This window comes from Lacrimispora algidixylanolytica (assembly GCF_003609635.1).
Classification (GTDB): Bacteria; Bacillota; Clostridia; order Lachnospirales; family Lachnospiraceae; genus Lacrimispora; species Lacrimispora algidixylanolytica.
The window spans coordinates 40,017-61,947 of the sequence record NZ_MCIA01000007.1; the positions used below are offsets into that span (position 1 = coordinate 40,017).

Below are 21,931 nucleotides of genomic sequence, written 5' to 3' on the forward strand. Positions count from 1 at the left end.
TCACAGCTAGCCAGGGACCTTCAAAATGAAGTAGATAATTTCCATCTTCGTAGCTAAACAAAGAATTGTGGGAAAGGGTTGTCCACCTTAATTTCTTGTGGCATAATATAGGAAAGAAACGAAGAAGGAGAACCATATCGCATGTCTCAGAAATTACTTGGACCCATTTTAGGTGGGCAAATGGAATGGGTCTTTGAGGAAGATAACCAACTTCTTGTTCGAAAAGAGGAAGAAGAAGCAGTCAGGCATACCCTGATTAAAAACATTCATATGACTGGAGAAGAGCTATCTCATATGCGCTTTTTTTCAGTCTTATTTGAAAATTGTAGCTTTCAAAACTGTGATTTTCAGCGTGGAGAATTTAGTGATGTTGTTTTTAACTCCTGCGATATGTCCAATAGTGTATTTTCAGACGGCTACTTTAACCGGATGGAATTTCTCAACTGCAAAGGGATGGGAGCTGTGTTTGCTGGAAGTACCTTTCTCCATATTTCTATATCAGGAAGTAACTTTAATTATGCTAATTTTGACTCAAGCAAGCTGGAGCATGTCAAATTTCTTGAAAGTCAGCTTAAGGGAAGCTTTTTTACTCAATGTCATTTTAAAGATGTCATCTGGAATCAGGCTGATCTTGAAAAGGCAAGCTTGTTTAAAACCTCTTTAAGGGGAGCTGACTTTACCACAAGTAAGATAAGCGGGCTGATCCTTTCCGACGAGGGGAAAGAGATTAACGGTGCAATTGTGGATTTATATCAGGCGGCAGAGCTTTCCAGGTACTTAGGCATTGTCATTAAAAACGAATAGTTTAAATACTCAAACATCGTTCTATGATGATTTTGAGGTGTTATATTGATCTTTTTTATGATATAATTGAAACAACTAATGACCACCATAGAGATAGGGGGCGAGTATCTATGATGGAACCTTCAAAGACTGCATAGCACGGGTTATGCAGTGAATTAAGTAATTGTATGGCCTTTGCTATTCCGGACAGAAAAATATGTTTGGGAGGCAGCGATGCGCTATCAGAAAGCCAATGAGATCATGCCAGAAGAACTGGTGGAATTGATCCAGAAGTATATAGACGGAGAATACATTTATATACCAAGAAAACAAGAAAATAAAAAAACCTGGGGGGAGAGAACAGGAGCCAGAGAGGAAAGAAGTCTACGTGACCGATCAATCTTTTTGGAATACTCAACCGGGGCCTGCGTAGGTGATCTTGCGAAACGATACTACTTATCGGAAAAAAGCATTCAAAGGATTGTACTGCAGGAAAGAAAGAATATGGGACAAGGCAAGACATCAAAGGTAACATGATGTCTTGCCTTGTCTTTGTAATAGAAACGAGTATAAGGTGGGAGTAGGAAGGCAGTCATGGTAGAGTAATCCGTAAAGCGATAAGCTGATCGGAGGAAATTATGAATCAGAATTTACGGATAAACTGGACCATAAAACCAAAAGAGTTGCCCTCCATCTTAAAAAACTGTTCCAAGTGCAAAGAGAAAAAGGAATTTAAGAACAGTGGAAAATTCCGGGTAAATGCCAATGGCAGTCAACTTGATATTTGGTTGATATTTCGATGTGAAAGCTGTGAAACCACCTACAATCTTACGGTATTGGAACGGATCGAAGCAGGGCGGGTGGATAAAGAGGAATATAAGGGGTTTTTAAGCAATTCAGTCCAGCTTGCTGGGAAATACGGAAATGACAGGAAACTATTTGGAAAGAACAAGGCAGAAATGATTCAGAACCGGACAGACTATGAAGTCATTATAAGGAACACCACCGTTACGACTAGCAAGGAAGGCATCACTGAGGTGGAAATAGGTATCCCTGCCGGTTTTGATCTAAGGGTGGATGCCTTACTGGTCCGGCAGTTCTCTATTTCCAGAAGCACTGCAAAAAAATGGTGTGAAACTGGTTGTGTCTTAAACCATGGGTCACTCCTTTCGTATAAAAGCAAGGTCAAGGATTTCATGGTGCTCCAGATACTACCGCCTGTCCCGGATTCATTGACAAAATCATAAAATAACGGTATATTATTTCTTAGGCAACGACGCTTTTTGGGCATTCGTTGCCTTTTTAAAAAGGTTGGTAACGCTGTCTTTAAAGAAATGATAGCTAAAGCCAGCGAATAAAGAAATCAAAGGGCGTGGGATTATGATAGAAAAGGTGGTATCCATTGGGCTTTCCGTCGGGGAGAGCTGGAATATATATAAAAATAGAATAGAGCCAAAGGTACTGTCTGGGAATGAGAAGCGGTTAAGCGTTGTAACTGGGGTTCATGGAGATGAGTTGGAAGGTCAGTTGGTATGTTATGAGCTAAACCGGATACTCCGTGAGAAGAAAGAACATTTAAAAGGAATCGTAGATATCTATCCGGCGCTGAATCCTCTTGGAGTGGATTCCATTACAAGAGGTGTACCAGGATTTGATATTGATATGAACCGCATATTTCCAGGAGACGAAGAGGGCGCTGTTACAGAGCATATCGCTTCTCGGATCATGGCTGATATTTCAGGTTCTGATTTTTGTGTGGATCTCCATGCCAGCAATATATTTTTACGGGAGATACCTCAAATACGAATGAGCGGAAAGAGGGCAGATGCCCTTCTTCCCTATGCCAGTCTAATGAATGTGGATTTGATTTGGATTCACGAGAGTGCTCCGGTGCTGGAATCCACCCTTTCTCATGGACTAAACAGCATCGGTGTCCCTACCTTTGTGGTGGAAATGGGTGTGGGCATGAGGATAACCAAAAGCTATGGGCATCAGATTACGGAAGGAATCTTTTGTCTTATGAAGGAACTTGGTATGTGGACAGGAGAAACCATCATCCCAAGGGAGCCGATGGTATCTTTAAATCGGATGCTTGGTCTAATCCATGCAGAAAAGGCGGGTATCTTTCTTCCTTTTGTAGAGCATCTGGGAGTGGTTGAAAAGGGTCAGCCAATGGGTCAGATTTTAAATCCTATGGATGGAACGGTGATGGAAGAGGTGGTATCCCCTACTTCTGGTTTGGTCTTTACGTTAAGAGAATATCCGGTGGTCTCTACAGGTTCCCTGCTGGCTAGGGTGTTAGGAGGAGAAGAGGAATGAGAAAAGAGGCCGTTTTTACGGTAAGCAACCTCTACCGGGATGATATGAATATCTATGGCTATCGCTTTGGAAGAGGGGATAAGTCCGCCTGTATTGTGGGAGCATGCAGAGGGAACGAGATCCAGCAGCTTTATATATGCTCCCAACTGATCCGTCAGCTAAAAGAGCTAGAAGAAAGAGGAGCCATTGTAAAGGGAAATGAGATTATGGTGATCCCCACGTTAAATACGGCTTCCATGAATCTTGGAAAGAGATTTTGGCCCACGGATGATTCGGACATTAACCGGATGTTTCCAGGCGATAAGAATGGAGAAATTACAAAGCGAATTGCTGCTGGAGTCTTTGACGCTGTGAAGGAATTTAGCTATGGGATTCAGTTTACCAGCTTTTACATTCCAGGAGACTTTATTCCACATGTGAGAATGATGGACACTGGCGTGCAAAACCCAAGCCTTGCTAATTTATTCGGTCTTCCCTATGTTCTCGTCCGAGAGGCAAAACCAATTGATAAGGTGACCCTCAATTACAACTGGCAGCTAAATAACACCAGTGCGTTTTCTGTTTACACCAGCAGTACGGATCAAATTGATGAAGAATCGGCAAAGCTTGCGGCGGCTTCTGTGCTTCGCTTCCTCACAAGAATGGGTATGATTCGTTATCCCAGCCACAGCGGATACATTGCCACGGTTCTTCAAGAAAGTGACTTAGCAAGCGTAAGGACGGACCAAGGCGGTATTTACCGTCCCTGCTTTAAACCGGGTCAGGAAGTGAGACGAGGTGAGGTGCTTGCGGAGATATTAGATCCCTTTGAGGGAGAGATTATAAGCCAGATTCTAGCCCCTGCAGAAGGAATCGTCTTTTTTGCCCATTCCCAGCCTCTTGTAATGGAGGGCGCTATCATTTATAAAATTATTCGAAGGCTCCACCAGTAGCAGAAACCTACTTGACTGGTAAGGTGATAATTGTCTATAATAGGGAGAGAAACTGTTAGAAAAAGGACAGGCACCAGGTGGGGAGAAGAAACATGCAGTATGCTTTTTTGGAACAGATGCTCATTAATTCAATCAAGGAAGTTCAGATTAAATTAGGATATGAAAAAGAAGCCATCCGGTTTTATTACCCGGAAAAGGCTCTCATACGAGCAGTGAAGATAAATGGAAATTTAAAAGAAGAGATAAAAGCCTTTATGGAAGGCTTTAAAGAATATACAAAAGACAAGCTTCATAACGTAAGGATTACCAAAAGCCAGGAGAGATTCTGTTTTGAGATACCGCCAGAAGGTGTGGAATACGTGTATCAGAATGTGGAAGACAACGGATTTTTAAGAGAGTTTATAAAAGCAGTGGAAAAGCCAGGTACTACACTAGATGATATATTAAGTGTATTTGGAAGCTATTCTCAGGGCAGGATTATTTGTAATACTTCAAATCAGGAAGAATGTGATTATGTTATATTTTTTGAAGACGCTTCCTTTGATTATTACAGGTATTATATTAAGTTTCATGAAAACCATGTGACATACCACCGGTTTCTTCTGGAAGAAGCAGTGGAAATGGGATTATAAAATACATCAAACAGGGAGAAATATATGCGAAAGAAATTATTGGTCAAAGCTTTGCTATTAAGTCTTTTCATGATCTCTGCGGGCAGCATTCCGGCAAGGGCTGATACTGGAACCGTTCAAAACATTCCCATCGTGCCTCCTATGCCCTTTGAAGCTCTATCCGGTCCATCTTTTAGTGGAAAGGGCCCAGGTGTGTCTGGTGTTTTCTCAGGAAAAGGGCAAGACGTAGCAAATTATGCAAGACAGTTTCTTGGAAATCCTTACGTTTATGGCGGGACAAGCCTGACGGAAGGAGCGGACTGCTCTGGATTTGTCTTAAGCATTTATAAGCAGTACGGAGTGAATCTGCCAAGAACATCTGAGGAACAGGGAAAAGCAGGAATTGAGATTAATGGAATAGAAAATGCAAAACCAGGAGATCTGATTTCGTACATAGGCCACATCGGAATTTATGGAGGCGACCGTAAGCTGATCCATGCAAGCGGACCAGAGGATGGCATTAAGGTATCCAATATAGATTTTAAGCCCATCCAGTCCATAAGAAGAATTTTAAGCGAATAAAAGTGAGCGCATCAGGTTTTTTGTCAGCAGCCTGGTGCGTTTTTTGTATTTTCACCGGAGAATACAAATTTGCCGGGTCAATATATATAGTTTGTCAGGAGGATATAAAGAGTTTGTCCCGTATAATGAGTATAAAAGCAAAGGGTTTGTTGATATCATAAAATAGGGACAAAAGATAACAGGGGGCAGTTATGGGGCAGAGATGGAAACGATTTCGAAGTAGATTAGACGACTATAAATTAAGAAAAAAGCTAAAATTTCTATATATCTATTGTGTGTTGCTTCCACTTATTATTACAGACAGTGTAATTATCTACATATTCATTGCATCGGAAAACGCAAACGTACAAAGAGGCATGGAAAATATTGCCAGTGCAGTTAAATATAATTTCTTCTATGACGTGGAAGAGGCAGCAGGTGCAACCAAAAAAATCTATATGAACAAATACGTCAACCAGTTTTTGGACAAGCAATTTGAATCACAACTGGATTACTATTTAAGCTATCAGGCTTTTATGAAAGATTCTCTGTTTGAAAGCAGCATAGGATCCACTGCTTCAAAAATTACGATGTATGCGGACAACCAAACCATTGTAAGCGGAGGAAAATTTAAAAGGCTTTCCCCTGTAAGAGATCAGGAATGGTATCACTATTTAATCTCCTCCAATCAGGATGGGGTGCTCTATATCTATTACGATAGTAGTAGCATTCCAACGGTAGATGCCAAGAAGAGAATCACTTTTTTAAGAAAATTAAATTTTTATCAGCGGGATGGATTTGAAAAGATCGTAAAGATGGATCTTGATTATAGCAGCATGGTTCAAAGCTTTACGAAAATGAATTACGATGCTCCAGTTTATGTCTGTTGGAATAATAAAATAATCTTATCCAATCAAGGACATTCCGGCCTATGGGATGACTTTGATACTTTTGATCTTCAAAGCCAGGTTGGTTATGAAACTACCTTTGCCTCTTATGGAATGGATCTTCAAATCTATGTCTTAAAGCCAAAGACAGTTATTCTTAGCCAGATCATCAATAACATCCCGTTGATTTCCTTGCTCATTATGATTAATACCGTTCTCCCCTGGTTTTTTATGAAAATGATCAGCCAGTCCTTTACCGAGCGCCTTAGGGAACTTAGTGAAGCATTTAAGCGGGTAGATGATGAAAAGCTGATGGAAATAAAAAATGTCAGGGGAGAAGATGAAATCGGAATGGTAATGCGCAATTACAACCGCATGGTAACCACCATTAACGATTTGATTCAGACGGTTTACATCGACAGGTTACGAGAACAGGAGATGGATATTGAGAGGCAGAATGCGGAGCTTTTGGCACTGCACAGCCAGATCAACCCTCATTTTCTCTTTAATGCGTTAGAAAGCATTCGAATGCACAGCTTACTAAAAAACGAAAAAGAAACAGCCTGTATGGTGGAACAGCTCGCTAGGATGGAACGGCAGAATTTCGATTGGGGAACGGATTTCATAACCGTAAAAGAAGAAATATCATTTGTAGAGGCATACCTACAGCTCCAAAAATACCGCTTTGGGGACAGGCTTTCCTATAAGCTTGATATCATGGAGGAATGCTTAGATTACAGGATTCCAAAGCTTACCATAGTCACGTTTGCAGAGAATGCTTGTGTTCATGGAATCGAGAGTAAGTCAACACAGGGCTGGATTTTTGTCCGAATTTACTTAAAAGATGAGATGTTTTATCTGGAAATAGAGGATACAGGAGAAGGAATTGAGGAGTCATTCTTAGAAGAATTAAAATATAAGATGGAGCATGCCAGCATTGATAAGTTAAAAGATAAAAAAGGAGTTGGTATTTTAAATGCCTGCTTGCGGCTTAAGATGGCTACGGAAGATAAGGTCAGTTTTGATTTAGAAAGTGAAGCCGGGTTATCTACCATGATAACCATAAAAATACCGGTATCATATCTATCGAAATAGGGGGGAATATTTATGTTTCGAGTATTGTTAGTGGATGATGAGCCTTTTATTTTGCAGGGCCTAAAGGTTTTAATCGATTGGGAGGAAGAAGGATATGAGATTGTCAAAACAGCAGCAAATGGGATGGAGGCATTAAGCTATCTAAAAGAGAATAAGGTGGATTTAATCATTGCTGACATTAAGATGCCTGTAATGTCAGGGCTTGAGTTGCTGGAGCTTATAAGAAAAGATAAGATATCAGATGCTTATTTTATCATCTTAAGCGGATTTAGTGATTTCTCCTTTGCACAGCAAGCAATCCGAAATGACTGTTTTGACTACATACTTAAGCCCGTTGTAAGGGATGAATTAATTCGAGTACTACATCGGTTGAATTATTTAAGTCAGGGAAATAATACACAAAAACAAAACACGCAAAAAATGGAAAAGGCTTATCTGGCTAGAAATATGATTTCTCTTATTTTTGGGAAATACGATCAGATTAATCTGGATTACATCAGGGATCATATGAAGTGGTCAGAGGGAATCAGTTACGTAGACATTGAGATTGATAATATCGGTCAAATGGAAGAGCTCATGGATGAGGAAAAAAGGAACCAGCAAAGAAAACTCTACGATGCATGTCTGAATTTCTTAAAGGAGGATGGAGACCATTGCATCTTTGATGTAACAAGCCATGAAAAGAGCTATGATATTGGCTTTCTTTACTGCGATTATATGGCGGAGAATCAAAAGATGAATCAGAAAGAATTTCTGGAACAGTTTCGAAGTTCTTTATACGATGCAATCAAGCTTCCAGTCATCATGCTGGTAGGGAAAAAGGTAGGAGATATTTCTAAAATATCGACTTCCTATGGAGCCGCCCGTATTTTACGCTCTTTCCAGGCCTTTCGGAATAAGCGCCCGATTTATTTTTATGAAAAAGAGGTGCAGGTTAATAACAATGGAATTGTATTATGTAAACAACACCTGGACAATTTGCTTCTGGCTGTGGAACAGAATGCAAAGGGGAAAATAGGGCAAAGTGTAGAACAGCTATTTGAAGAGATGAAGCATATGAGATTTACCATGGATACAGTTAATCTTAACATCAACTACCTCTTATTTCAGTTCATACATCTTGCCTCGGAACAAGATAGTTATGTAAACCAAGAAGAGATTATGCGATTTATTGGTGAAAATTCCTTTGAAGGAGAAATGTTACGAGGAGGCAAGGAGCACCTGACCCGTTTATCCTGTGAATATGCAGATTATATCGAGCAGCTGCGCAAACACGTATCAAAGGATATCTTACATGAGGTAGAAAAAGATATCCGGAAAAACTATGGAAAAAATCTTACCTTAAGAGAGTACAGCAACAAATATTATTTAAACAGTGCCTATTTGGGTCAGCTTTTTCGCAAAAAATACGGGATGTCTTTTAAGGACTACTTAAATAACTGCCGCATCGAACAGGCTGCAGTTAGACTTTTAAGAACGGATGATAAGGTTTATCAGATCGCAGAGGAAGTGGGATATCATGACCTGGATTACTTTGTAAACCGGTTTATCTCCGTTAAGGGTTGTACCCCGTCAAAGTTTAGAAAAGGGGCCAGGCATTAAAACGAAACGGGGCGAATTATGTATATCACATATATAATTTGCCCTGTCTTCTTATATGCTTTCCCCAGTTGTGAAAACAGCAGATTCAAGTAAACTTATAGTATAAAATAAAAGGGAGGAAAAAGCTTTGAAACGAAAACAGTTTACAGCTCTGCTTTTAGTTGGTGCCGTAATAATGTCAACTCTTTCAGGGTGCTCCATGGGAGCGTCATCAAAAGGCAAGAATGCAGCAAAGAATGATGGGGGAATCAAGGAGTTTACATATTTTGTTGCAGTACCAGGCAATGAGATTAATGATGATAATGAGATTCAACAAAAGATTGCCGAAATCACAGGGGCTAAGGTAAAGGAAACATGGTTGACCGGTCAGACTGCGAAGGAAGCGGTTGGTACCTTAATTGCAGGAGGAGAGTATCCTGATTTTATCTGCGGAAGTGAAGGAAGTAGTCAGCTCTATGAAGCAGGAGCCTTGGTTGCACTTGATGATTACATAGACAAGTATCCGAATATAAAGAATTTTTTTACTAAAACAGAATGGGAAAGCCTGCGTCAGGCAGATGGACATATCTATTGGATTCCTCAGTTTAACAACAGCTATGGAAAAGAGATGGAAACAACCCATAACGACGAAGCCTTCTGGATTCAGACCCGTGTACTGAAATGGGCAGGCTATCCAAAGGTTACCACCATGGATCAGTATTTTGACCTGATTGAACGTTATCAGGAAGCCAATCCTACCATGCCAAATGGAACTAAGAATATTCCATACACCATCCTGTGTGATGACTGGAGATATTTCTGTCTGGAGAATGCTCCGCTGTTCTTAGACGGATATGCCAATGATGGAAGCTGTATCGTGGACCCAGAGACAAAAAAGGTAATTGATTACAATACCACACCAACAGCAAAGGTCTATTTCAATAAACTGAATCAGGAATTTAAAAAGGGAATCGTTGATCCCGAATCCTTCACTCAGAAATACGATGAATACATTGCAAAACTATCCACCGGCCGTGTGCTTGGAATGATTGATCAGTGGTGGGATTTTTATAATACCGTTAATGATGCATTAAAACAGCAGGGACTTGAAGATCTTGGCTGTAATTATGTGCCACTTCCAATTACCATTAAAGAGGGAGTACAAAGCAGATGGCATACCTCAGGAGACACTGTAAATGTAGGGTCCGGTATTTCCATCACCAAAGACTGCAAGGATGTAGAAGGGGCACTGAAGTTTATTAATGATTTATTAAGCCAGGAAGTCATTAATCTTAGAAACTGGGGCATAAAAGATGTAGATTATATGGTAGATAAAGATGGTTTATTCTACCGGACTCCTGAAATCCGTATGCAGGTTACCAACACTGGATACAAAGCGTCTCATATGTGTACTTATTCCTATTTCCCTATCTATTCTGGAATGAGCCAGGATAACCTCAATGCAAATAAGCCAGAGCAGCAGCCCAATGAATTCTTAAGCAGTCTGCCAAAGAATGTTCAAGAGTGTTTAGAAGCTTATAACAGCAAAAACTACATTGATATGGTTGGCAGAAATGAGATTCCAGGTCCTTGGTACCCAATTTATACCTTTGTCGGCACCATGACAACGGCAACACCAGGTGGAACCACTTGGATAAAAATGCGTGAAATCAAGCAAGAGTACCTGCCAAAAGTAGTTATGGCTCCTGATTTTGAAGAGGGTTGGAAGGAATATATGAAAGTTTATGAAACCTGCAATCCTAAGGCATTTTTAGATGAAGTACAGCCGGAAGTAGATCGAAGAATTGAACTCTCAGAAAAAGCAGCACAATAATAGCGTAAGAACAGGCAGAGCAATTTGTCCTTAAACTGCATCTGCCTGTTTTTTCAGTAAAGGGGTGATACCATGACATCTGTTGTGAATGGAAGAACTAGAAAGATCAACTGGAAAGAAATGAAACGACAAAAAGTGCTGTTGCTATGGTCTTTGGTTTATGTGATCTATGGATTTATATTTTGTTATCTGCCCCTGGCAGGCTGGCTTATGGCATTTGAAAACTACAAGCCAAAGGATGGATTTTTTCATTCCCAATTTATAGGACTTGGTAAGTTTAAACAGTTATTTGTTGACGATGGATTTCTTCGCGTAATTAGAAATACTCTGGCAATGGGAGTTATTAATCTTGTTGTAACCTTTGTTGCTGCTATCGTATTTGCAATCCTTTTAAATGAGTTAAAATCTCAGGGTGGGAAAAAAGTAGTTCAGACCATATCCTATCTGCCCCACTTTTTATCCTGGATTATTGTAACTGGTATCTTACATGACGCTCTTTCGGGAACTGGAATTGTAAACGATCTTCTATTACGCTTTCATTTATTAAAGGAGCCTCTTAACTTTTTTGCACACCCAAAGTATTTCTGGGGGATTGTGGCCTTTGCCAACGTGTGGAAGGAAACAGGCTGGAATGCCATTATCTACTTGGCAGCAATCGTTGCAATTGACACAAATCTTTATGAGGCGGCTGCCATTGACGGCGCAGGAAGATGGGCGAGAATTAGATACATCACACTGCCCGGAATCAAGCCAACGATTATCATACTCCTTTTGATGAATGCAGGAAATGTTCTAAATGCCGGCTTTGAGGTACAGTATCTTTTAGGAAACGGACTAGTACAAAGCGTCTCCCAGACCATAGACATCTATGTTCTGAAATGGGGAATCAGCCAGGGAGATTATTCCTTGGGTACAGCGGCAGGAGTATTCAAAAGCGTAGTAAGTATTGTCATCATATTAATAGCGAATGGGATGGCCAAACGAGCTGGAGAAGAGCGCTTATTCTAAGGAGGTCAGGCATGATGAAAAGAGCAACAACACGTAAAAAAACATCAGTAGGCGAAAAAGTCTTTGTTTTCTTAAATGGGTTTTTTATGATTTTATTTGTAATCATAACCCTTTACCCGGTTTGGAATACCTTGGTTATATCCCTTAATAATGGAACCGATTCCCTACGGGGGGGATTGTATTTATGGCCAAGAATGTGGACTCTTAAAAATTTTAACACCGTGTTACATAAGAAGAATCTGCTGGTAGGTGCCTATGTTACTGTGGCAAGGACCATAATAGGAACTCTTATGGCATTAGGAGCCAATGCCATCCTCGCTTATATCGTAAGCCGGAAGCGTTTTCTCTTTAAAAGACAGTTATCTTTATTCTGGGTTATTACCATGTATGTAAACGGAGGTTTGATTCCAACCTTTCTCTTATTCAAAGGACTTGGTCTTACCAACAACTTTCTGGTATATATTATTCCAGGAATGATAAGTGCCTTTTATATGCTCGTAATCCGTACTTTTATGGTAGGTATTCCAGATAGTTTTGAAGAATCTGCCCAATTAGATGGAGCTGGAGATGTGGTTATTTTTACAAAAATCATTTCTCCTTTATGCAAACCGGTATATGCCACGGTTGCGTTATTTTGTGCCGTGGGGCATTGGAATTCCTGGTTTGATGCCATGTTATACAACCGGATGAACTCGAATCTGACTACATTGCAGTACGAGTTAATGAAGCTATTATCCTCGGTGACCAATCAAAGCACCTCAGTAGAATCCATGAAGAATGCGGTGGGGACCGTAACTCCAACATCCGTCCGAGCTGCGGCAACCATACTTACTATGCTTCCCATCGTCTGCCTCTACCCATTTTTACAGAGGTATTTTGTTACTGGCCTTACCATTGGAGGAGTAAAGGAATAAGGAGGGAACAGTATGAGACGTAAGAGTTATCCAAACGTATTTTTAGAATGCGGCTATGGCGAGGATGAAATAAGAAGGAAAATAGATTCCTCTTTCCAGACGATTTTTTATGGAAGCAAAGCAGAGCGATTCTACCATCCAGTCGGAGCTGATATGGGATACGTAGAGGATACTGGTAATCATGATGTCCGAACGGAAGGGATGTCTTACGCTATGATGATGTGCGTACAGATGGACCGAAAAGAAGAGTTTGACCGTCTATGGAAATGGTCTAAAACCTATATGTATATGGACAAAGGGGAGAATGCAGGGTATTTTGCCTGGTCCTGTCAGACAGACGGAACTAAAAATTCATGGGGGCCGGCACCAGATGGGGAAGAGTATTTTGCCATGTCACTGTTCTTTGCTTCCAATCGGTGGGGAGATGGAAAGGGAATCTTTTGCTATTCCAAAGAGGCAAAGGACATTCTTCATTCCTGCCTACATAAGGGCGAAAAAAAGGGCGATGGAGACCCCATGTGGAATCTTGACAACCATTTGATTAAATTTATTCCAAATTGTGATTTTACGGACCCGTCCTATCATCTGCCACATTTTTATGAATTGTTTTCCTTATGGGCTTATGAGGAAGATCGAAAGTTCTTTAAAAAGGCAGCAAAGACGAGTCGGTTATATCTAAAGAAAGCATGCAACTCGGCAACCGGTCTCAGTGGTGAGTATGCGGATTATAACGGCACTCCCAGAAACAGGTTGCCAGATTCAAAAGATAGACATGACTGGTATTACAGCGATGCTTACCGCACCATAGCAAACATCAGCCTTGATCATCTCTGGTTTCCAAAGGATGAATGGGCTTGTGAAACAGCGGATAAGCTCCAGTGCTTTTTTAGTGAAAGGGGGGATGTGAACGGAGTTTATCTCATTGACGGTACAAAGGTTGAAAGAGTATCTTCCCTTCATCCGATTGCAATCATTGCAACCAACGCCCAGGCTTCCCTAGCCTCGAATGGCAAATACAAAAGGGAATGGGTTCACCGTTTTTGGAATACTCCACTGAGAAAGGGCAACCGAAGGTATTATGACAATTGTCTGTATTTCTTTGCATTACTAGCGTTAGGGGGGTGTTATAGAATTTATTAGGGGGATGTTTTAAGGGGGATGTAACAAGCTTTGTGATTGATCTGCTTTGTGGTGAAACCATTTGCAGATAAGTTTATATAGCGTGAAAACGGTCTTATCTTTCATGGAAAGATGGGGCCGTTTGTTTTATTGTATCGAAAAGTTTTTCTGGTATAATTTGTCCCTCTTTACATATATTGAGTTAAGAGGAGGGATGATGGTGGAGAGGAAAGACGAGCTTATCAATATATTTTCGAAGGATATAAGAGAGATTCTAAACCGGGTATCTGTGGACTTTAACGAGGTTCAGGAAATAAGACTCCGGGCGGCAGGCCCTCTTTTAATGATTTATAGAAACGAAGAGTATTATGTGGCTACTAACGGTGTCTTAAGCCAGGAAAGAACAGATGCTTACGTTGCCTCAAAAAATGAGCTGAAAGAGACCATGGAATATATGAGCAACCATTCCCTGTATGCCTTTGAAGAAGAGATGAAACAGGGATTTATTACCATACAGGGTGGTCACAGGATTGGCATCGCAGGAAAGACCATATTAGACGAATCCGGGATCAAGACCATGAAGTACATATCTTTTATCAATGTAAGGCTATCTCATCAGGTAAAGGGCTGTGCTCAGCCGGTCCTGCCTTATGTATATGGGGGAGGGAACGACATCTGTCATACGCTCATCATATCACCTCCAAGGTGTGGGAAAACAACTCTTCTAAGGGATTTAATCCGGCAGATATCTGACGGGGTTAAAGATCACCCTGGGGTTACGGTAGGAGTGGTTGATGAACGCTCCGAGATTGGTGCCTGCTTTCAGGGTGTACCACAAAATGAACTTGGAATACGAACGGATATCTTAGATTGCTGTCCAAAGGCAAAAGGAATGATGATGCTCATTCGCACCATGTCTCCCAGAGTAATAGCAGTGGATGAAATCGGCAGCAGGGAAGACATAGAAGCCGTGGAATATGTAATGAACTGCGGTTGTAAATTAATTGCCACCGTTCATGGAAGCTCTATCGATGACATTAAGCAAAAGCCGGTTCTTCGTAAATTGGTGGAGGAGAGGACCTTTGAACGATACATCATCTTAAACAGCCAGGGACGGATTGGAAATATAGACCAGATATACGATTCCAGAGGGACCCAGCTTTATAAAGCTCCACTACAACCAGTGGGTAAGCTATGGGACAGGCAGGAGTGGGCTTATGGATAGAACTTATTTCAAACTATTGGGAGCTGCACTTGTGATTATATCTTCCACTGGACTAGGATTTTATATGGCAGCTCAGTGGACGGAGCATTTAAAAACAGTGGAAAGGCTTAAAAAGATGATTCTTCTATTAAAAGGAGAAATCGTATATGCCAATTCTCCTCTGACAGAGGCCTTTGAACGCACCGGAAAAAAGGCAGGAGGAGGAATGGGAGATCTTTTTGTAGCAGTAGCAGAACGGCTGATCAGACAGCAGGCAGAACCTTTTTTTACGGTTTGGCAGGAGGAGATAGACAATCTGCCAAAAGAAGTCTGCTTATCCAAAGAGGACAAACAGAATTTAAAAGGACTGGGTGAGCATCTGGGATATCTGGATATGGACATGCAGGAGAGAAACATTCTTTTGTACCTGGAACAGCTTGATCTGACCATTGGTTATTTAAGAAAGCATAAGCAGGAAAAAAGTCGTCTTTATAGCACTCTTGGAATTATGGGCGGACTGTTCCTTACCATAGTAATGTATTAAGGAGGATAGCATGGGAGTCAATTTGATATTTAAAATTGCAGCAGTTGGAATTCTGGTTTCCGTCATATGCCAGGTTTTAAAGCATAGCGGACGGGAAGAGCAGGCATTCTTAACAAGCCTTGCGGGGCTGGTCCTGGTGCTGTTCTGGCTTGTGCCTTACATATACCAGTTATTTGAATCCATCAAAAATCTGTTTGCATTGTAGGTGAGCGCCTTGCAGGCATGCCCTTATGCCCTGGAGAGCAGGCGGGAAAGGGGAAATATGACGGTAGTAACCATTGCAGTAACTGGAATTATTGCAGTTATATTGGCAGTCTCCTTAAAAGGAGTCAAGGGGGAATATGGGACCTATGTGGTAATGGCAGCAGGCTTATTGATCTTTTTCTATGGTCTAGGAAAGCTTACTTCCATATTAGATACCATGAAAGAGATTCAGTCCTATATTAAGATCAACAATATCTATCTGTCTACCCTGGTAAAGATGATTGGCATTACCTATATTGCAGAATTTGCCGCAGGAATCTGCAAAGATGCGGGATACGGGGCCGTAGGGACCCAGATTGAGATATTTGGAAAGCTTTCTGTCTTGGCAGTCAGCATGCCCATACTACTGGCGCTCATTGAGACGCTTCAAGTATTCGTATCATGACAGAAGGGGGAAAGGCCATGAAAAGAATTACTTTTTTTCTTTTTTGCTTTCTGTCTCTTATCTTTTTTTCCATGAGCAGTTTTGCAGCAGACTTAAACGTTCAAAAAGGTGGCGAAGATAGCGCTACAGAAGTGGACAGCCTTGATTTGGACCAATACGACCTATCCGACATTCAAAGCTTTTTAGACGGCAGAAATGGGACAAAGGGTCTAGATCTTAACTTTAAAGAATTGATGATGGATTTAATCAGTGGCAAGCTAGATCAGGTGATGGCAAAAGTTGGGAATGCAATTAAGGAACTTTTGTTAGGGGAGATAAAAACCAATGGACACATGATGGGTCAGATCATCATACTGGGTATCATTGGAGCCGTATTTTCTAATTTTTCTAGTGTGTTTACAGGAAGTCAGATTTCAGAAACTGGTTTTTTTGTTACTTACCTTTTGCTGTTTACCTATTTGGCAGCCAGCTTTTTTACCAGTGTATCCATTGTAAGTGATGTGGTTGGGCAGATATTAGGATTTATGAAGGCCCTTCTTCCAGCATACTTCCTGGCGGTGGCATTTGCAGGAGGGAGTACCGCAGCAGCGGCATCTTATGGATTCACCCTTTTTGTCATAGCAGGTGCCCAGTGGCTCTTAGGGCAGGTTCTTTTATCTTTGGTACGTGTCTATGCCCTTCTTGTTATGGCAGGCCATATAACAAAGGAAGACATGCTCTCAAAGATGACAGAGCTGCTGGAACAAATCATATCCTGGAGTTTAAAGACTATGATAGGAATTGTATTGGGATTTCAGATTATACAAGGAATGGTTCTCCCTTACGTGGATTCCATGAAGACTGGGGCGATTCAAAAGCTAGCAGGTGCAATACCAGGAATCGGCAATGGAATAAACTCGGTAGCCCAGATGGTCCTTGGTTCTGGTGTCGTTATTAAAAACACCATTGGTGCAGCAGGAATCATTATTCTCTTAATCATTTCTGCCATTCCTCTAATTAAGCTATTGGTCTTAATGTTTCTCTATAAGTGTGTGGCAGCCTTGTTACAGCCAATTTGTGACAAGAGGATCGTCTCCTGTATTTCGGATATTGCAAAAGGGCATAAGTTGCTCCTTTCCATTGCCGCTTCTGGAGTCCTCTTATTTGTAATAACCATTGCGCTTGTATGTGCATCAACTAACGTAACGTATTTTTCTGGGTGAGTGACATGGAACAATTGTTTGAATGGATACGCAGTATTATTTATTATCTTATATTTATTACGGTTGTGGCAAATCTTTTGCCTAACAAAAAATACGAGAAATATATTCGCTTTTTTGCAGGTATGGTTTTAATTCTCCTGGTTTTAAAGCCAATTACAGGTGGACTAAGGCTTGATGATACGTTGGCTTATTATTTTGAGTCCATCAGCTTAAAAAAGGAGGCGACAGAGTTAACGGGTGAAATGGCCAAGATGGATGGACAAAGGCTTGATAAGATGATAACCAAGTACGAGGACGCTGTTTCTGGAGATTTAAAAGCCATGGCGGTTTCAGCTGGCTTTTCCTGCGATGCTTCAAAGGCAGAGATTAATCAAGATCAGGACAGTAAAAATTTTGGTCATGTGGTTCGGGTATCTTTGGTATTAAATCCAGAATCAGTAGAAGAGGAAGAAGAGGCGATCCCGGCAGCAGAAGGGATGGAACCGATCCAAAAAGTGGCCAAAGTGGAAGGCATAAAGATTACGCCATCCCCTCCGAGTCAAGGAGGAAATGTAAGACAAGAAGAAAATTCACAAGTATCAGGTCTTAGAAAGAAGATTGCTGAATATTATGGTTTGGAGGAACAGGATATTGAAATTCAAGTGGAAGATGGGAAAGGATAAATGGCTGATCCTACTGGCGATTGGAATGATTATCCTGATCCTTGCGATACCCTCTAATTCAAGTACATTAGGAAAGATAGGAGCGGCATCGGAGAGCAAAAACAAGACCGAGCTTCAAAAAGGAATTGTGACAGAGCCGGCAGGAAAAGATACGGCTGTGGCCGCAGGAGCAGACCGCACCTATGAGGAACAGATGGAATTAAGGGTAAAAAAACTTTTAAAAACCGTTGAGGGAGTTGGTCAGGTGGATGTGATGATTGTATTAAAATCTTCCAAGGAACAGGTGTTAAGGGTGGATAACAAAACATCAGATTCAGCGACTGTGGAAAATGACAGCTCTGGCGGAACCAGAAATATCACCAATAAAGAGCTGCAACAAAGTACAATATTGACCGGTTCTGGCGAAAATACGGCTCCCATTGTGGAGAAAGAGATAAGTCCAGAAATAGAAGGAATCATCATAAGTGCCCAGGGTGGTGGCAGTCCTACGGTAAAAGCTGAAATTTCCAGTGCCATGGAAGCATTATTTAACTTGCCCCCACATAAAATAAAAGTATTAAAGAGGGTGGAATAAAAAGGAGTGTCAGGTATGAGAAGTTGGAAAACAAGCAATGAACCAAATGTCCCTAAAACCCCAAAGAAAATGGATATGAAAAAACTGTTCCGAAGAAATCAGATCATCATTACCACACTGGCCGTTATGATAGCTGCCGCCGGGTATTTAAATTATGCCGGAAAACAGGAGGCAGTTTCTGGTAAAGATGTTTTTGAAGCAGGACTCACGGATATATCTGAAGAAGATGTCTTAGCAGAGAACAAAGCCCTTAATGAAAGTTCTCCCGCCCAGGATATTGCAAGTCTGGACCAGGATGCTTCCGATGTCGATAAAATGGCAGCAGCAGAAACTCAGCCATCAGAAAACAAAGAAGTAGCAGCCGCTGAAAGCACAGCAGCAGGCGAAACAAAGGCAGCCGCAGAGCAGGTAGCAGCCGCTGAGACAAAAGCAGCAAACACTGGACTGGATAACCCAGGAGAAGCTGTTCTTACAAGCGGAATGAGCGTAACGGATTACATATCTAGCGTACAGTTGAACAGAGAGCAGGTAAGGGCAAGAAACAAAGAGACCTTAATGAACCTGATCAACAATCCTAGCCTTGAGGAGTCTGCAAAAAAACAGGCCATTCAGGAAATGATTGATATGACAGCTATTTCCGAAAAAGAAAATGCAGCAGAGACCCTTCTTCTTGCAAAAGGATTCTCAGATCCAGTCGTCAGCATTTCAAGTGGAAAAGTAGACGTTGTCATCAATGCCTCTACCATTACCGACCCACAGCGTGCACAGATTGAAGATATCGTAAAGAGAAAAGCAGAAGTAGGTGCAGAGAATATCGTTATCACCCTTATGAAACTGGGTGAATAAAAAGCTTTGCAAACAATGGACAATTTTGCTATAATGATTCCATAACCCAGAAATTTTAGTACAGGAGGGAATTGCTGTGGCAGAAGCAGAAAGCAGAAATACTCACAAATTATATGAAAAAGATAAAATCGGCGAAGTGCAGATCGCAGACGATGTGGTAGCTATCATCGCAGGTCTTGCAGCAACCGAGGTAGAAGGTGTAGATTCCATGGCAGGCAACATCACCAATGAGTTGGTGGCGAAGCTGGGCATGAAAAATTTATCAAAGGGCGTTAAGGTTGAGCTGACTCCTGACGAACATGTATCTGTGGATTTGTCCTTAAACATCAAATATGGATACAGCATACCAACAGTCAGTGAGAAAGTTCAAGAAAAGGTACAGACTGCTATTGAGAACATGACAGGTCTTACGGTTTTAGATGTGAATATCCGTATCGCCGGTGTTGCAATGGAAGAAAACAAATAGATGTAAAATCTATAGCGGGGGTGGACTATTATGGTCAATACCCCCGCTTTTCTTTTGGTTTTCGTAATAAAGTTTATCTTGTAATGAAAATGGACAGGATTTATAATGAACCATATGCATTAGGACAGGATGTTAAGGACAGGTGTTTTTTAATATGATAAATCATAGGGATAGGAATCATTATTTGCCAAAGATGATGGGAATGGTCGGCCTGGTGGTTTCTATCATCGCAGGAATTTTTGCGATGAATCTTTATTATTTCAAAGAGGTGGAAAAGAGCCTTATAAAGCAGACGTGCCGTGATCTAAAACTGGAGAACGACAAGATATTGAGCTATCTGAAGAATTTAACAGAGGCAAAATTTGAATGGCTGGAATTGTTTGCGGCACTTTGTGATCTTCCGGATGGGTCCGGAAATGAAAGCTGGTGGGAGCTGTTAGAAGAAAGCGAGAAGGAGAGTTCAAGATTAGGGGTAGTAGATCATAAAGGAATCATTTATTATGGAAACCACCAATCAACAGATATCTCCTCCAGAGCCTACTTCCAGAAAGTCTTATTGGGAGAGAAGAATATTTCCAGACTCCTTCCTGGAGGGTTTGAAGGCCAAGACGGAATTGTCCTGGCTATTCCTATTATTAGAGATTCTAAGGTAGTAGGGGCGGCCTGTTTGGAGTATTCGGCAGCGGAGCTTGAAGCGCATTTAAACGACAGTCCTTTAAACCAGAATGGGGCCAATCTCATATTTACAGAAGAAGGGCAGATCATGGTTTCAAGCTCTGGAGTCAGTCGTAAGGGTACCGTATACGATCTTTTGGATAATATGGAATTTCGGGATGGACAATCCTTAGAACAGATGAAACAAGATGTTAAAAATGGTCAAGCAGGATATCTGATTTACTATGAAAATAACAACAAACGGCTTTTGTATTATCAGCCAACCGGAATCGAAGACTGGATGGTAGCTTCCCTGGTTAAGACCGAAATGTATGAAAGCATGCTCTACCGAATAAGGAGCTTGACCCTTGGATTTATCACCAGCTCAACCATTATGCTGGTAAGTGCTGTTTTACTCATACTTGGTATTCTTCATTATCGCAAGAAGGAAGAAAAACGGGCGCAAAAGGATTATCTGACAGGAGTATATACCAGGGAAACCGCAAGAAAGCTGGTATCTCAAGGGTTAAAGGGCGTGGGGAATAAGCGATTTTATGCCTGTATGTTCCTTGATATTGACGATTTTAAAAAAATCAATGATACCTTTGGACACCACAAAGGAGATCTGGTTCTGATTGAAGTTGGTCAGATTTTAAGTGCCTGTACCAGACAAGAGGATGTGATTGTCCGTTTCGGAGGGGATGAATTTTGTATTTGGCTGTACGGAATGAGGGGTAGAAAACAGCCGGAAGCCATAGCCGCAAGGATACTCAATGCTTTTAATATTTCAGGGAATATCCATGCCAGCATTGGAATCACACAGGTTGGAGAAAATGAAAATGATTACGATGCAATCTTAAGACGTGCGGATGAAGCTTTATATCAGGCAAAGAGAAAAGGGAAAAACCAATATGCCGTGAAGCGGTAATTTTTCATATAATCCATATATGGATAATGAAAAATACTATTGTATAATAAACCACGGTAAGGTATAATAATTCCAAACGTCCAGAAAAATTACCAACAGGAGGACCATGGTAAATGACCAGAAGTAAAATGCGTGAACACTGCTTTAAGCTGCTTTTTTGTGTGGATTTTTATCCAGCAGAGGAAAAGGAAGCACAGCTTATCCATTATTTTGAGGAACCAATGGAGTATGATTTTGACAAAGAAGGAAAGGAAGAAATCATACACGATGTGTCGATGAGCGGTGAGTATGCCGACCAGTTAAGAGAGAGAGCAAAAGCTGTCATGAGTAAGATCCCAGAACTGGATCTTAAGATCAACGAGGTGGCAGAAGGCTGGAAGACAAAGCGTATGGGCAGAGCCGAACTAACAATCCTCCGTCTTGCTTTATATGAGATTTTGTTTGATGATGAGGTTCCAGAAAAAGTTGCCATCAATGAGGCTGTGGAACTTGGTAAGAAATTTGGTGGGAACGAAGCTCCGGCATTTGTTAACGGAGTTTTAGCAAAGCTGGTGTAAT

24 protein-coding genes are annotated in these 21,931 nt (G+C 41.1%); all 24 read left to right on the plus strand.

Annotated elements, in window-relative coordinates:
* Positions 1-141: 141 nt before the first annotated feature.
* The 24 genes from BET01_RS05740 to nusB all read left to right on the plus strand — a co-directional run bounded on the left by BET01_RS05740 (position 142) and on the right by nusB (position 21,930).
* Positions 142-804, plus strand: coding sequence for a pentapeptide repeat-containing protein (locus BET01_RS05740; RefSeq protein ID WP_120195818.1), 663 nt, complete (start codon positions 142-144; stop codon positions 802-804).
* Between the two features lie 213 nt (positions 805-1,017).
* Entirely contained in the window at positions 1,018-1,320 is a 303-nt protein-coding gene (locus BET01_RS05745) for a CD3324 family protein (protein ID WP_120195819.1), read from the plus strand.
* Positions 1,321-1,421: 101 nt separating this feature from the next.
* Positions 1,422-2,030, plus strand: coding sequence for a DUF1062 domain-containing protein (locus tag BET01_RS05750; RefSeq protein ID WP_120195820.1), 609 nt, complete (start codon positions 1,422-1,424; stop codon positions 2,028-2,030).
* A gap of 133 nt (positions 2,031-2,163) precedes the next feature.
* Positions 2,164-3,102 (plus strand): M14 family metallopeptidase, encoded by a 939-nt coding sequence (locus BET01_RS05755; protein WP_120195821.1) that lies wholly within the window; start codon positions 2,164-2,166, stop codon positions 3,100-3,102.
* Positions 3,099-4,034, plus strand: coding sequence for a M14 family metallopeptidase (locus BET01_RS05760; RefSeq protein ID WP_120195822.1), 936 nt, complete (start codon positions 3,099-3,101; stop codon positions 4,032-4,034). The genes BET01_RS05755 and BET01_RS05760 overlap by 4 nt, the downstream gene beginning before the upstream one ends.
* Before the next feature lie 92 nt (positions 4,035-4,126).
* Positions 4,127-4,666, plus strand: coding sequence for a DUF3877 family protein (locus BET01_RS05765; RefSeq protein ID WP_120195823.1), 540 nt, complete (start codon positions 4,127-4,129; stop codon positions 4,664-4,666).
* A gap of 24 nt (positions 4,667-4,690) precedes the next feature.
* Positions 4,691-5,227: a C40 family peptidase gene (locus tag BET01_RS05770; protein WP_120195824.1), complete on the plus strand. Its 537-nt coding sequence runs from the start codon at positions 4,691-4,693 to the stop codon at positions 5,225-5,227.
* Between the two features lie 191 nt (positions 5,228-5,418).
* Entirely contained in the window at positions 5,419-7,188 is a 1,770-nt protein-coding gene (locus tag BET01_RS05775) for a sensor histidine kinase (protein ID WP_120195825.1), read from the plus strand.
* A 12-nt stretch (positions 7,189-7,200) separates the two neighbouring features.
* Positions 7,201-8,790 (plus strand): response regulator transcription factor, encoded by a 1,590-nt coding sequence (locus BET01_RS05780; RefSeq protein WP_120195826.1) that lies wholly within the window; start codon positions 7,201-7,203, stop codon positions 8,788-8,790.
* A gap of 127 nt (positions 8,791-8,917) precedes the next feature.
* The gene (locus BET01_RS05785) at positions 8,918-10,603 is read left to right on the plus strand and encodes a type 2 periplasmic-binding domain-containing protein (protein ID WP_120195827.1); all 1,686 of its coding nucleotides are present in this window, start codon (positions 8,918-8,920) and stop codon (positions 10,601-10,603) included.
* A gap of 72 nt (positions 10,604-10,675) precedes the next feature.
* A complete protein-coding gene (locus BET01_RS05790) occupies positions 10,676-11,611 on the plus strand; it encodes an ABC transporter permease (protein WP_120195828.1) in 936 nt (311 codons plus the stop codon).
* Between the two features lie 14 nt (positions 11,612-11,625).
* Positions 11,626-12,525, plus strand: coding sequence for a carbohydrate ABC transporter permease (locus BET01_RS05795; RefSeq protein WP_120195983.1), 900 nt, complete (start codon positions 11,626-11,628; stop codon positions 12,523-12,525).
* Positions 12,526-12,537: 12 nt separating this feature from the next.
* Positions 12,538-13,665, plus strand: coding sequence for a glycosyl hydrolase family 8 (locus BET01_RS05800; RefSeq protein ID WP_120195829.1), 1,128 nt, complete (start codon positions 12,538-12,540; stop codon positions 13,663-13,665).
* Between the two features lie 199 nt (positions 13,666-13,864).
* On the plus strand, positions 13,865-14,869 hold the full coding sequence (spoIIIAA, locus tag BET01_RS05805; protein ID WP_207667576.1) for a stage III sporulation protein AA: 1,005 nt from the start codon (positions 13,865-13,867) through the stop codon (positions 14,867-14,869).
* The gene (locus BET01_RS05810; protein ID WP_120195831.1) at positions 14,862-15,392 is read left to right on the plus strand and encodes a stage III sporulation protein AB; all 531 of its coding nucleotides are present in this window, start codon (positions 14,862-14,864) and stop codon (positions 15,390-15,392) included. Before spoIIIAA ends, BET01_RS05810 begins: the two co-directional genes overlap by 8 nt.
* 10 nt (positions 15,393-15,402) lie before the next feature.
* Positions 15,403-15,597 (plus strand): stage III sporulation protein AC, encoded by a 195-nt coding sequence (gene spoIIIAC / locus BET01_RS05815; RefSeq protein WP_024838702.1) that lies wholly within the window; start codon positions 15,403-15,405, stop codon positions 15,595-15,597.
* A gap of 57 nt (positions 15,598-15,654) precedes the next feature.
* Positions 15,655-16,041, plus strand: a complete 387-nt coding sequence (locus tag BET01_RS05820; protein ID WP_120195984.1) for a stage III sporulation AC/AD family protein — start codon at positions 15,655-15,657, stop codon at positions 16,039-16,041.
* A 17-nt stretch (positions 16,042-16,058) separates the two neighbouring features.
* Positions 16,059-17,243: a stage III sporulation protein AE gene (locus BET01_RS05825; RefSeq protein WP_120195832.1), complete on the plus strand. Its 1,185-nt coding sequence runs from the start codon at positions 16,059-16,061 to the stop codon at positions 17,241-17,243.
* A 5-nt stretch (positions 17,244-17,248) separates the two neighbouring features.
* A complete protein-coding gene (locus tag BET01_RS05830) occupies positions 17,249-17,905 on the plus strand; it encodes a stage III sporulation protein AF (RefSeq protein ID WP_243117135.1) in 657 nt (218 codons plus the stop codon).
* A complete protein-coding gene (locus BET01_RS05835) occupies positions 17,853-18,479 on the plus strand; it encodes a stage III sporulation protein AG (RefSeq protein ID WP_120195834.1) in 627 nt (208 codons plus the stop codon). Before BET01_RS05830 ends, BET01_RS05835 begins: the two co-directional genes overlap by 53 nt.
* Positions 18,480-18,494: 15 nt before the next feature.
* Positions 18,495-19,325, plus strand: a complete 831-nt coding sequence (locus BET01_RS05840) for a SpoIIIAH-like family protein (RefSeq protein WP_243117136.1) — start codon at positions 18,495-18,497, stop codon at positions 19,323-19,325.
* 76 nt (positions 19,326-19,401) lie between these two features.
* The gene (locus BET01_RS05845) at positions 19,402-19,791 is read left to right on the plus strand and encodes an Asp23/Gls24 family envelope stress response protein (RefSeq protein WP_120195835.1); all 390 of its coding nucleotides are present in this window, start codon (positions 19,402-19,404) and stop codon (positions 19,789-19,791) included.
* Positions 19,792-19,945: 154 nt separating this feature from the next.
* Positions 19,946-21,373, plus strand: coding sequence for a sensor domain-containing diguanylate cyclase (locus BET01_RS05850; RefSeq protein ID WP_120195836.1), 1,428 nt, complete (start codon positions 19,946-19,948; stop codon positions 21,371-21,373).
* Positions 21,374-21,486: 113 nt separating this feature from the next.
* Complete coding sequence (gene nusB / locus BET01_RS05855; RefSeq protein WP_120195837.1) at positions 21,487-21,930, plus strand: transcription antitermination factor NusB; 444 nt, start codon at positions 21,487-21,489, stop codon at positions 21,928-21,930.
* The last annotated feature ends 1 nt before the right edge of the window (position 21,931 follow it).

Coding starts and splice junctions, on each gene's coding strand:
- BET01_RS05750 (WP_120195820.1), top strand. CDS start 1,422: ATGAATCAGAATTTACGGATAAACTGGACCATAAAACCAAAAGAGTTG.
- BET01_RS05795 (WP_120195983.1), top strand. CDS start 11,626: ATGAAAAGAGCAACAACACGTAAAAAAACATCAGTAGGCGAAAAAGTC.
- BET01_RS05810 (WP_120195831.1), top strand. CDS start 14,862: ATGGATAGAACTTATTTCAAACTATTGGGAGCTGCACTTGTGATTATA.
- BET01_RS05840 (WP_243117136.1), top strand. CDS start 18,495: ATGAGAAGTTGGAAAACAAGCAATGAACCAAATGTCCCTAAAACCCCA.
- BET01_RS05835 (WP_120195834.1), top strand. CDS start 17,853: ATGGTTTGGAGGAACAGGATATTGAAATTCAAGTGGAAGATGGGAAAG.
- BET01_RS05850 (WP_120195836.1), top strand. CDS start 19,946: ATGATAAATCATAGGGATAGGAATCATTATTTGCCAAAGATGATGGGA.
- BET01_RS05780 (WP_120195826.1), top strand. CDS start 7,201: ATGTTTCGAGTATTGTTAGTGGATGATGAGCCTTTTATTTTGCAGGGC.
- BET01_RS05745 (WP_120195819.1), top strand. CDS start 1,018: ATGCGCTATCAGAAAGCCAATGAGATCATGCCAGAAGAACTGGTGGAA.
- BET01_RS05770 (WP_120195824.1), top strand. CDS start 4,691: ATGCGAAAGAAATTATTGGTCAAAGCTTTGCTATTAAGTCTTTTCATG.
- BET01_RS05765 (WP_120195823.1), top strand. CDS start 4,127: ATGCAGTATGCTTTTTTGGAACAGATGCTCATTAATTCAATCAAGGAA.
- BET01_RS05825 (WP_120195832.1), top strand. CDS start 16,059: ATGAAAAGAATTACTTTTTTTCTTTTTTGCTTTCTGTCTCTTATCTTT.
- BET01_RS05760 (WP_120195822.1), top strand. CDS start 3,099: ATGAGAAAAGAGGCCGTTTTTACGGTAAGCAACCTCTACCGGGATGAT.
- BET01_RS05790 (WP_120195828.1), top strand. CDS start 10,676: ATGACATCTGTTGTGAATGGAAGAACTAGAAAGATCAACTGGAAAGAA.
- BET01_RS05775 (WP_120195825.1), top strand. CDS start 5,419: ATGGGGCAGAGATGGAAACGATTTCGAAGTAGATTAGACGACTATAAA.
- nusB (WP_120195837.1), top strand. CDS start 21,487: ATGACCAGAAGTAAAATGCGTGAACACTGCTTTAAGCTGCTTTTTTGT.
- BET01_RS05740 (WP_120195818.1), top strand. CDS start 142: ATGTCTCAGAAATTACTTGGACCCATTTTAGGTGGGCAAATGGAATGG.
- BET01_RS05820 (WP_120195984.1), top strand. CDS start 15,655: ATGACGGTAGTAACCATTGCAGTAACTGGAATTATTGCAGTTATATTG.
- BET01_RS05800 (WP_120195829.1), top strand. CDS start 12,538: ATGAGACGTAAGAGTTATCCAAACGTATTTTTAGAATGCGGCTATGGC.
- spoIIIAC (WP_024838702.1), top strand. CDS start 15,403: ATGGGAGTCAATTTGATATTTAAAATTGCAGCAGTTGGAATTCTGGTT.
- BET01_RS05830 (WP_243117135.1), top strand. CDS start 17,249: ATGGAACAATTGTTTGAATGGATACGCAGTATTATTTATTATCTTATA.
- BET01_RS05755 (WP_120195821.1), top strand. CDS start 2,164: ATGATAGAAAAGGTGGTATCCATTGGGCTTTCCGTCGGGGAGAGCTGG.